This window comes from Amycolatopsis sp. NPDC003676 (assembly GCF_053587275.1).
The window spans coordinates 1-7,863 of the sequence record NZ_JBSFNS010000203.1 but is presented as its reverse complement, the minus strand read 5'-3'; the positions used below and the strand labels follow the sequence as shown (position 1 = coordinate 7,863).

General features: G+C 71.3%; 6 protein-coding genes. 5 read left to right on the top strand and 1 reads right to left on the bottom strand.

Annotated elements, in window-relative coordinates; all coding sequences use genetic code 11:
• The first annotated feature begins 32 nt into the window (after positions 1-32).
• The 5 genes from ACWDNU_RS44425 to ACWDNU_RS44405 all read left to right on the top strand — a co-directional run bounded on the left by ACWDNU_RS44425 (position 33) and on the right by ACWDNU_RS44405 (position 6,665).
• A complete protein-coding gene (locus ACWDNU_RS44425; RefSeq protein ID WP_449673266.1) occupies positions 33-2,870 on the top strand; it encodes a DEAD/DEAH box helicase in 2,838 nt (945 codons plus the stop codon).
• Positions 2,871-2,997: 127 nt separating this feature from the next.
• A complete protein-coding gene (locus tag ACWDNU_RS44420; protein ID WP_449673265.1) occupies positions 2,998-3,717 on the top strand; it encodes a DUF4333 domain-containing protein in 720 nt (239 codons plus the stop codon).
• Positions 3,718-3,768: 51 nt separating this feature from the next.
• On the top strand, positions 3,769-4,968 hold the full coding sequence (locus ACWDNU_RS44415; RefSeq protein ID WP_449673264.1) for a GNAT family N-acetyltransferase: 1,200 nt from the start codon (positions 3,769-3,771) through the stop codon (positions 4,966-4,968).
• A 37-nt stretch (positions 4,969-5,005) separates the two neighbouring features.
• Positions 5,006-5,392 (top strand): DUF4333 domain-containing protein, encoded by a 387-nt coding sequence (locus ACWDNU_RS44410; RefSeq protein WP_449673263.1) that lies wholly within the window; start codon positions 5,006-5,008, stop codon positions 5,390-5,392.
• 55 nt (positions 5,393-5,447) lie between these two features.
• Complete coding sequence (locus ACWDNU_RS44405) at positions 5,448-6,665, top strand: GNAT family N-acetyltransferase (protein WP_449673262.1); 1,218 nt, start codon at positions 5,448-5,450, stop codon at positions 6,663-6,665.
• A 58-nt stretch (positions 6,666-6,723) separates the two neighbouring features.
• Here the strand turns inward: ACWDNU_RS44405 and ACWDNU_RS44400 are convergent, their stop codons facing one another.
• Complete coding sequence (locus tag ACWDNU_RS44400) at positions 6,724-7,668, bottom strand: 5'-3' exonuclease (RefSeq protein WP_370937205.1); 945 nt, start codon at positions 7,666-7,668, stop codon at positions 6,724-6,726.
• Positions 7,669-7,863 lie beyond the last annotated feature (195 nt).

The following is a 7,863-nucleotide window of genomic DNA, read 5'->3' as shown; positions in this document are numbered from 1 at the left end:
AGAAACTGCGATACCGGGTTTTCGCCGAGGAGATGGGGGCGGAACTGCATTCCCCGGAGCCCGGCCGGGATGTCGACTACTTCGACGAATTCTGCCCTGACCGGGTGGCCACTAGCCCTTCACCATCGCCGGCCGAGGCCTACGCTGCCTCCCGTCGCCGCGCCAAGCATCCCCAGCTGACCCGGTTTTCCGCCGAATCGGCCTTCGAATTCGACGATTTCCAGATCCGCGGCTGCGAAGCGCTCGAAGAGGGCCACGGCGTCCTGGTCTGCGCCCCCACCGGAGCCGGCAAGACCGTGGTCGGCGAGTTCGCCGTCCACCTCGCCCTCGCCGAGGGCCGCAAATGCTTCTACACCACGCCGATCAAGGCCTTGTCGAACCAGAAGTACGCCGACCTCGTCGAACGCTACGGCAACGACGCCGTCGGCCTGCTCACCGGCGACACCTCGATCAACGGCAACGCCCAGGTGGTCGTCATGACCACCGAGGTGCTGCGCAACATGCTCTACGCGGGCAGCTCCTCGATCCCCGAACTCGGCTACGTCGTCATGGACGAGGTCCACTACCTCGCCGACCGCTTCCGCGGCGCGGTGTGGGAGGAAGTGATCCTCCACCTGCCCGAACACGTCCGCGTCGTCGGCCTGTCCGCCACCGTCAGCAACGCCGAGGAATTCGGCGAATGGCTCGTCGAGGTCCGCGGCGACACCACCGTCGTCGTCGACGAGCACCGCCCGGTCCCGCTGTGGCAGCACATGCTCGTCGGCAACCAGCTGCTCGACCTGTTCGCCGGCCAGAACGAGGCCGACCCGGGGGAGCAGCTGCGGATCAACCCCACGCTGCTGCGCAAAACCGACGACATGGGCCGGTTCGCGCCGAACTTCCGCGGACCGCGCGGCGGCCGCCGCGGAGCCCCGCCGCGCGGGCCCCGGTTCCGGCCCCCGTCGCGCGTGGACGTCGTCGAACGGCTCGACCACGCCGGGCTGCTGCCCGCGATCGTGTTCATCTTCTCCCGCGCCGGCTGCGACGCCGCGGTCGCCCAGTGCGTCCGCTCCGGCCTGCGGCTCAACGGCCCCGAACAAGTCGAGGAGATCCGCCGGATCGTCGACGCCCGCACCGCCGAACTGCCCGAGGGCGACCTCGGCGTCCTCGGCTACTGGGAATGGCGCGAGGCGCTTGAACGCGGTTTCGCCGGCCACCACGCCGGGCTGCTGCCCGCGTTCAAGGAAACCGTCGAGGAACTGTTCGTCCGCGGCCTGGTCAAGGTCGTGTTCGCGACCGAAACTCTCGCGCTCGGCATCAACATGCCCGCCCGCACCGTCGTGCTCGAACGGCTCGTGAAATACAACGGCGAGGCGCACGTCGACCTCACGCCGGGCGAGTACACGCAGCTCACCGGCCGCGCCGGCCGCCGGGGCATCGACATCGAAGGCCACGCCGTCGTCTCCTGGCAGCCCGGCGTCGACCCGAAGGCCGTCGCCGGCCTCGCCTCCACCCGCACGTACCCGCTGCGCTCGTCGTTCCGCCCCGGCTACAACATGGCGGTCAACCTGGTCGCCCAGGTCGGCGCGGACGCCGCCCGCGACCTGCTGGAACAGTCGTTCGCGCAGTTCCAGGCCGACCGGTCGGTCGTCGGCACCGCGCGGAGGATCGAACGCAACAAGGAAGCCCTCAAGGGCTACACCGACGCGATCTCCGGCGACTTCGAGCAGATGCTCGAGTACGTCGAACTCCGCGCGCAGATCTCCGCCCGCGAGAAGACCCTGTCGCGGCAGAACACCTCCTCCCGCCGCGCCGAAACCGCCCAATCGCTGGAGAAACTGCGCAAGGGCGACGTCATCCCGGTCCCGGCCGGCCGCCGCGCCGGGCTCGCCGTGGTCGTCGACCCCGGCCTCGACCCGATCCGCGAACCGCGCCCGGTCGTCGTCACCGAGGACCGCTGGTCCGGGCCGCTGTCGGTCGCCGACTTCCCGGCCCCGGTCGAAGCGCTCGGCCGGATCAAGCTGCCCAAGCACATCGAACTGCGCTCGCCCAAGACCCGCCGCGACATCGCCTCGTCGCTGCGCAACGCCGGCATCGCCCTGCCCGGCCGCCAGCGCCGCCGCACCGCGGCCGCCGACGACGCCGAACTCGCCTCGCTGCGCCGCGCCCTGCGCGCCCACCCCTGCCACGGCCTCGCCGAACGCGAGGCCAACCTCCGCTGGGTCGAGCGCTACCAGCGGCTCTCCGCCGAAACCGAACAGCTCGAACGGAAAGTCGCGGCCACCACCCACTCCCTGGCCCGTGCGTTCGACCGGATCCTGCGGCTGCTCGGCGAACGCGGCTACGTCCGCCCCGGCGACGGCGAGGACCGCGTCACCGAACACGGCCGCCGCCTCACCCGCCTCTACAGCGAATCCGACCTGCTCGCCGCCGAATGCATCCGGCACGGCGTCTGGACCGGCCTCGGCCCGGCCGAACTCGCCGCCGTCGTGTCCACGCTCGTGTTCGAGGCCCGCCGCGACACCGCGGGCGAACCCCGGCTGCCCGGCGGCGCGGTCCCCGGCGCGTGGCAGGAAACCAGCAGGCTGTGGGTCGAACTCACCGAGGACGAACGCCGCCACCGCCTCGACCGCACCCGCGAACCCGACGCCGGCTTCGCGTGGCCGGTCTACCGCTGGGCGCGCGGCGAATCCCTGGAGAAGGTCCTCACCGCGGCCGAGACCAACGGACAGGAGCTGTCCGCGGGCGACTTCGTCCGCTGGTGCCGCCAGGTCATCGACCTGCTCGACCAGATCCGCGACGTCCTCGGCAAGGAAGACCCGGTCGGTTCGGCGGCTGCGCAGGCGGTCCGGGCGCTGCGCCGCGGCGTAGTGGCCGCGGGCGCGGCATGACCACTTGGGCACACCTTCGCAGCGACTGCGCGCGGACACGTGTGCCAGGTCCAGACCTGTGGTTGGATCGCGCACGACACCCCCGGCCCGGCCCGCGGGTGCGGACACACGAAGGCGGAGGCCAACGATGAGCACGCCGTATGGCGGCAACGACCCGCGGCAGCAGCCCCAGTACGGGCAACAGCCCTACGGCCAGGACCCGCAATACGGGCAACAGCCGGGCGGCGCGTACCCGCAGAGCGGGCCGCAGCAGCAGCCGTACCCGCCCCAGCAGTACGGGCAGCAGCCCTACGGTCAAGACCCGCAGTACGGCCAGCAGCCGGGCGGCTACCCCCAACAGCAGCAGCCCCAGCAACCCCAGTGGGGCCAGCAGCCGCCGCCGTACGGGCAGCAGCCGCAACAGCCGCAACAGCCCTATGGCCAGCAGCAGTACGGCGAACCGCAGCAACAGCAGTACGGCGGTCAGCAGCCCGGCCAGTACGACTACGGCCAGCCCAGCGGAGCCGCGCCGGAATCCTCGGGCGGGTCGAAGAAGGGCCTGTTCATCGGGATCGGTGCGCTCGTCGTCGTGGTGGCCGTCGTGGCGATCCTCGGCTTCGTCGCGCCCGGCTTCTTCAAGACCCAGGTCTTCAACAACAACCAGATGCAGACCGACGTCGCGAAGATGCTCACCGACACCTACAAGATCCAGGGCGTCAGCGGAGTCACCTGCCCGGCCGAGCAGAAGGTGGAGGACGGCGCGAAATTCGAATGCACCGCCACCGTCAACGGCAAACCCCAGCAGGTGCCGATCACCGTCAAGGGCACCGACGGCAACTACGAGGTCTCGCCGCCCGCCGCCAAGTGACCCGATTCAATTCAGTGGCGATCGCGGGGCCGCCCCCGCGATGATCGGGGCATGAGCGACCGCACCGTCCGCATCCTCCGTCCCGACGAGCAGCGCGGGGCCTGGGACCTGTTCCGGGCCGCGCTGCACGTCCAGCCCGGCACCGACGAGGACTGGGACCGCGTCTCCAAGGCGTACCAGGCCGAGCGCAGCTGGGGCGTTTTCGAACCGGACCTGATCGGCACCGCCCGGTCCTTCGACGCGGAAATGGTCGTCCCCGGCGGCGCGCGGCTCCCGCTCGCCGCGGTCACCGGCGTCGGCGTCCGGGCCGGACGGACCCGGCGCGGCGTGCTCAGCGCGCTGCAGGCCGCGCAACTGGCGGACCTCGCCGAACGAGGCGTCGCGCTTTCCCTGCTGTACGCGTCGGAAGGCGCGATCTACGGCCGCTACGGCTACGGTGTCGCGACCCTCGCCAAACGGGTCGTGGTCGACCGGCACCGGGCGCAGCTGCGCCCGGACGTGCCGGCCGGGGGAGAGGTCACCGTCCTCGGCGTCGACGAGGCCGCGCCGAAGTGGCCGGAACTGTATGCCGCGACCGCGATGGGCCGCGTCGGCGCGATGACCCGGTCCGAGGTCTACTGGCCGGCGTACGAGGCATCGCTGCGTCGCCGCGCGAAGCTGCTTCAGACCGCAGTGCACCGCGGCCCCGACGGAGACGACGGGTTTCTGACCTACTACGTCGAGGAAGACGCCAACGAGCACGCCAAACTGAACGTGATGGCGTTCCACTACGCCAACCCGGCCGCGTTCGCCGGACTGTGGCGGTTCCTGCTGTCGGTCGACCTGGTCGACGAGATCGTCCTCGCGATGCGCCCGCTCGACGAACCGCACGCGCTGCTGTTCGCCGACCCCCGGATGGCGAAAACCGAAAGCACCGACGACGAATGCTGGCTCCGGCTGGTCGACGTGCAGGCCGCGCTCGCCGCCCGCGCCTACGGCCCGGCCGAGCCCGTTGTCATCGAGGTGTTCGACCGGTCGCTGCCCGGCAACGACGGCCGCTACCGCATCGGGCCGGACGGAGCCTCGCGCACGGACGCGGAACCCGCGCTGCGGCTCTCCGCGGACACGCTCGCGATGCTGTACTTCGGCACGTGGCGCGCGTCCGCGCTCGCCGGCACCGGCCGGATCGAGGTGCTCGACCCGGCCGCGCCCGAGGCCGCCGACGTTCTCTTCGGCACGCGCGAATCGGTGTGGTGCGGTACGTTCTTCTGACCGTTGACCAGACGTTTCGCGCAGAGGAGCGGGTTTCATGCGCGCCGTGCCGGTGCTGCTGTTGTGCGGCTTGGGAATGCTCGCCGCCGCGGGCTGCGACAGCGGGACGCCCCCGCCTCCGGTCCACACCGTCACCGTCACGCCGAACAGCCCCGCGGAGCCGGGCGTCGCGTCGTCGTCGGCGCCCAGCTCGTCGGAAGCGATGCGGGTGTTCGATTCCCGGGTGATGGCCTCGGCCGTCACCCGGCTCCTCACCACCGACTACAAGATGACGAACGTCGGCACGGTGTCCTGCCCCGACCGGCAGCCCGTCGCCGACGGCTCGCGGTTCCAGTGCACTGTGGACATCGCGGGCGCGACGAAACACGTCCCCATCACGGTGACCGGCGCGGACGGCAAGTACCGCGTCGACCCGCCCCAGTGATTCGGCCACGGTAAATCCGATGGCCGCGCGGCGGCCGCATTGGTTCAATCGGGTCATGAGCGACTACGTGGTACGCCAGATCACCGACGCCGAAAGCCGCGAGACCTTCAACCTTCTGGTGCGTTCCCTGCACGGAAACCCGCCCTCGGACGAGCGCTGGGCGAAGGTCGGCGACTCCTGGACGGCGGACGGCCGGACCGGAGCGTTCCACGACGGCGAAGCCATCGGCATCGCCAGCTCGTTCGCCACCACGCTCACCGTCCCCGGCGGCGCCGCGGTGCCGATGGGCGCGGTCGACGGCGTCGGCGTCCGCGCGGACTGGACCCGCCGCGGCGTGCTCACCGCGATGATGGACCGGCAACTGCACGACTTCGTGCGGCGCGGCCACGTCGTCGCCGCACTGCACGCGAGCGAAGCGCTGATCTACGGCCGTTTCGGCTACGGCGTCGCGACCCGCATGGCCACCCTGCAGATCAAGCAACCCGCCCCATTGCGCGAAAACGTCGACCTCCCCGGCCGGGTCCGGCTGCTCGCCACCGACGAGGCAATCGCGACGATTCCCTCGCTGTACCAACGAATCGACACCCACCGCCCCGGCATGATCGCCCGCCCGGAACTCTGGTGGCCGATCGCGTTCAACTGGCACCTCCATCCGGACGGCGGCAACCACCGCGTCGCTGTCCACACTGGACCGAACGGCGACGACGGCTTCGCGGTGTTCCACGTCGTGCCGCAGAACAGCTACCTCGACCCGGAGCGCGGCGCGGCGCTCGAAGTCCACGAGCTGCACGCGGCGAACCCGGAAGCGCTGGCCGGGCTGTGGCGGTTCCTGCTGTCGGTCGACCTGATCGAGGTCGTGCACGCGCGCAACCGTCCGGTGGACGATCCGGTGGGCCTGCTGCTCGTCGACCCGCGCCGGGTGCACACGACCGGCCTCGACGACGAACTGTGGCTGCGGTTGATCGACGTGCCCGCAGCGCTCGCCGCACGCACTTACGGGTCGCCGGAACCGGTGGTGCTGGAGGTGAACGACCGGATGCTGCCGGACAACCGCGGCCGTTACCGGGTCAGCAGCAGCGGGGTCGAGCGCACGGAGGCCGAGGCGGATCTGCGGCTCGACGTCGACACCTTGGCGATGCTGTACCTCGGCGCGTGGGAAGCCGGTCCGCTCGCTCTGTCGGGCCGGATCGCCGGTGCGAGCGCGGAAACGCTGGCCCGCGTGGACGCGCTGTTCCGGACCGGGACCCAGCCCTGGACCGGCACGCACTTCTGAAGCCGCGATTCCGTTGAGCGGCCTAGGTTCCACCTTCGGGAACCTAGGCCGTCGGCGATCAGGCTCCCGGCAGCGCCGCCAGCAACCGCTCCACTGAACGGCCCAAATTCCAGCGCTCGGCCAGCTCTGCCACCCGCTCCGGATCGGCGGGCGCGGTCGGCACCGCGTCCGGCCCGGACTGCTCGACCGGCGCGTCCACCGCGACCCGCACCACCGTCGGCGCGACGGCCAGGTAGTCCGCGGCGTCGGAGAGCCGCAGCCGGGTCTTCAACGGCACCCGCGAATCCCCGGCCGAGGACGCGGCGACGAGTTCCTCCAGCGACCCGAACTGGGTGATCAGCTTCGCCGCGGTCTTCTCGCCGATCCCGGCCACCCCGGGCAGCCCGTCCGACGGGTCGCCGCGCAGGGCGGCCATGTCGGCGTAAGCGGGCCCGGCCTGTTCGACCGGAACGCCGTACTTCTCGGCGATTTCCCGCTGCCCCAGCACTTCCGCCTTCGCCCAGCCCTTGCCGACGTACACGACCGACGTCGGCGTCGGCTCCTCGCGCACCAGTTGGAACAGGTCGCGGTCGCCGGTGATCACCTCGACCGGCGCGTCCTTCTCCCGCGTCGCGAGCGCGCCGATGACGTCGTCCGCCTCGTACCCGGCCGCTTCCGCGACGGCGAACCCGAACGCCTCCAGCACTTCCAGGATGATCGGCACCTGCGGGGTCAGCGTGTCGGGCACCTCCTCGACGTCCGCCCCGCCGTCCCCGGCCTCGGCGACCCGGTGCGCCTTGTAGCTCGGCAGCAGATCGGTGCGGAACTTCGGCCGCCAGTCGGCGTCGAGACAGGCGACCAGCCGCGACGGACGGCGGTCGGTCAGGATGCGCGCGATCGTGTCGGTGAACCCGCGCACGGCGTTGACCGGCGTCCCGTCGGGCGCGGTCATCGAATCGGGCAGCGCGTAGAACGAGCGGAAGTAGAGGCTCGCGGAATCGAGGAGAGCGAGTGGTCCGGTCACCCGCACAGCCTGCCACGTCCGGGCCGCGTTGCCCCGAAACCGGCGCCGGGCGCGTCCGGTCCGTGAAGGGCTCCTTGCGGGAATCTGATTCCCTCAAGGAGCCCTTCACGGACTACGTCCGCGGTCGTCGCGCGGGACTTCGGCCGGATGACCGGGGCGGCACGCCGGGTTGGGGAGGACGGGCGGGCTGCGCCG

Bases quoted from the DNA above. Each gene is read 5' to 3' on its own strand.
- ACWDNU_RS44415 (WP_449673264.1), top strand. From the start codon at position 3,769: ATGAGCGACCGCACCGTCCGCATCCTCCGTCCCGACGAGCAGCGCGGG.
- ACWDNU_RS44405 (WP_449673262.1), top strand. From the start codon at position 5,448: ATGAGCGACTACGTGGTACGCCAGATCACCGACGCCGAAAGCCGCGAG.
- ACWDNU_RS44420 (WP_449673265.1), top strand. From the start codon at position 2,998: ATGAGCACGCCGTATGGCGGCAACGACCCGCGGCAGCAGCCCCAGTAC.
- ACWDNU_RS44425 (WP_449673266.1), top strand. From the start codon at position 33: ATGGGGGCGGAACTGCATTCCCCGGAGCCCGGCCGGGATGTCGACTAC.
- ACWDNU_RS44410 (WP_449673263.1), top strand. From the start codon at position 5,006: ATGCGCGCCGTGCCGGTGCTGCTGTTGTGCGGCTTGGGAATGCTCGCC.